Here is a 2,444-nt window from a genome sequence, read left to right as displayed (position 1 = left end):
CTCGCTCGTGACTTCGTGTCCCTTCGCTTCGCTCCGGGCCACGAAGTCAACGTTTTGCGGCTCCGCCGCTCTCCGCGCTGCGCGCGTCGATCACGGGGGCGGGCTGGGTCGGGGGCGCTGACGCGCCGAGGGTGGGGCTTTGGTTGGTGGGCGGAGGTCGTGGGCGCGGCGCGGCGCGCCGGTCGAACCGGGTCGCAAGCGCAGCGTGCCGGCGGACCCGGGTCGTAAGCGCGGTGTGCCGACCGGGCTGGGGTGCGGGGGAGGGCGAGGTGGGGATGGTGGCGATTCGTTCCGTTCATGTCAAGAAGTGGTAACCGGTCCGAACCAATGTTGGGGTGTCGTTCACCCGGTGACCATCCGGGCGTCGAACCGTGCATGCCTGCGCCGGTCAGGCTGTACTGATCGCCCATGCCCTGGAGAGCCGTCTCATGCACCCTGCCCGCGACGATCGATCGTTTTCGATGCCTGCCTCGGCGGTTCCGAGGCCGGGTCTGGCCGTGACGTCCGTTACCGGCAGGGCGAGCGAACTCGGGCGGCCCGATGGCCAGGGGCCGTGGTGGGCGACGGCGACGGCTGAGGTGACCGGTACGAGTGGCGATCCGGTTGCCGGTGCCTGGGTCACCGCCGAGGTACGTTCCGATGGCAACACCATGAAGCACTTCGGCCTCACCCGCCGCGACGGCACGGTCGACTTCGGTGTCTCGGTGTCCTGGAGCAACGACGCGACGGTGACCGTCACCACCGTTCGCCACCTCGAACTGCCGTACTACCCGGACCTGTCCACCGCCCACGAGGTCCGCATCCAACGCCCCCGACGAAACGTCTGAGCCGCCGCCTACGGCTTCCGTATCCGGCCGGGTGGGTGGGTGGGGTATGGCTTCCGCCCTGGGCACGGCAGCGGGGCGTGCCCCCTCGCGGCGCCGGCGGGCGTGGGCGATCGTGGGGTCGACCCCGACAGGCGTCGGAACATCCGCTGTCACGGCGGGCGTTGGGCCGGCGGGCCACACCAGGTGAGGTTGCGGCAGTGCTTGCACGCCACCGCGTCGATCGCCGTCGCCGCGCGGTGATCGGTCCACCGACCCACCCCCCGGTGTGGCGTGCGGTCGTGGTTCCGCGTTGTGGGGTGGGACGGACTGCACCACCATTCGGCTACGGACGGGGGTGAATCCTTTCGCGTCGTCGCGCCTCTTATAGGTGTTAGGTGTGCGGACGACCTCGTCCGCCCCCGTACCCCACCCGGGAGGACCTCATGACCGCCGTCATCGTCATCGCCGTCGCGGTTGCCGCGTTGTTGGTGTGCGCGTGTACCGTCACGCTGCTGCGCCGCCGGAGGCGTCAGGGTGTCTGACCGCACCTGGCCGGGCGCGACCCTGGTCGCCGCAGCGCAACGCGGCGATGTCGATGCGCTCACCGCGTTGGTGCGCGGCTCCTATCCGCACGTGAGCCGATTCGCGCACACGTTGTGCGCCACGCCCCAGGACGCGGAGGACGCGGCTCAGGAAGCGCTGATCATCCTGTACCGCAAGATCGGCATGCTCCGCGCGTCCGGGGCACTGGCCTCGTGGATGTTCCGGATCGTCCGCAACGAGTGCCTGCGGCGTACCCGCGCCCTGTTCCAACACGGGCCCGCCGACGATCCCGGTGGGTTGGACGCGTTCGGCGGCGCCGCGCGGTCCGCCGAGGAGGATGTCCTGCTGCGCCTGGAAGCCGAACGCGTCGCCGCCGCGATCGCCGCGCTGCCCGACGACCAGCGGCAGGTGCTGGTCATGCGGGACATCCAGGGCCTGCCCGGCCGCACCGTCGCGGACCGGCTCGGACTCGGCACAGCCGCAATGAAGTCCCGCCTGCACCGCGCCCGTTCGGCGGTACGCGAGGCCCTCCACGACGACCCGACCGGATCGAAGGGAACGAGGGAATCCGACCATGACTCCTGACTCGACCACGGCAACACGCCCCGCCCCGCCCGATTCCACCCCCGACGCCGCCGCCGATGCACGTGGCGGCTTCGCCAGCGCCACCGTCCCGCGCCATCTGGCCCGCGGTGCCATCGGGTTCGGCGCACTCGCCGGATCCCTGGCCCTGCTACCGGTCACCGGCCCGGCCAGCCTGCTCCTCGCCCCGGTCGGCCTGGTCGCTCTGCGCGGCTGCCCGATGTGCTGGGCAATCGGCCTCATGGAGACGGTCTCGGCCGGCCGCCTGCGCCGCTCCTGCACGGACGGGAGGTGCGAACTGAAGCGAAGCGGTCCCCACGACCCCGCACATTGACCCGCCCCGGCGCGGTCGCGTCGGACACCACGGACACCAATCCCGAGCCCGCCGAACCGCCGCCGTCCCCACCCACGACCACCCCCAACCCACCCCCAACCGGCCACCCCACCCCCGGCGCGTCAGCGCCCCCGACCCAGCCCGCCCCCGTGATCGACGCGCGCAGCGCGGAGAGCGGC

General features: G+C 72.0%; 3 protein-coding genes and 1 pseudogene. All 4 read left to right on the top strand.

Annotated elements, in window-relative coordinates:
• The first annotated feature begins 650 nt into the window (after positions 1-650).
• Positions 651-827 (top strand): hypothetical protein, encoded by a 177-nt coding sequence (locus tag ACFXMF_RS47475; protein WP_360325170.1) that lies wholly within the window; start codon positions 651-653, stop codon positions 825-827.
• Positions 828-1,340: 513 nt separating this feature from the next.
• Positions 1,341-1,934 carry a sigma-70 family RNA polymerase sigma factor gene (locus tag ACFXMF_RS47470; protein ID WP_360325167.1) on the top strand — a complete coding sequence of 198 codons (594 nt, stop codon included), beginning with the start codon at positions 1,341-1,343 and terminating at the stop codon, positions 1,932-1,934.
• A complete protein-coding gene (locus ACFXMF_RS47465) occupies positions 1,924-2,265 on the top strand; it encodes a hypothetical protein (protein ID WP_360325164.1) in 342 nt (113 codons plus the stop codon). Before ACFXMF_RS47470 ends, ACFXMF_RS47465 begins: the two co-directional genes overlap by 11 nt.
• Positions 2,262-2,444 (top strand): annotated as a pseudogene (locus tag ACFXMF_RS47460) (hypothetical protein); the annotation flags it as partial. The gene ACFXMF_RS47465 and the pseudogene ACFXMF_RS47460, both read left to right, overlap by 4 nt.

Origin of the sequence: Embleya sp. NPDC059213 (assembly GCF_042754445.1) — a bacterium.
In the GTDB taxonomy this organism is placed as follows: Bacteria; Actinomycetota; Actinomycetes; order Streptomycetales; family Streptomycetaceae; genus Embleya.
Note: the sequence above shows the minus strand (reverse complement) of the source record. Positions and strands in the feature narration are given on the sequence as shown.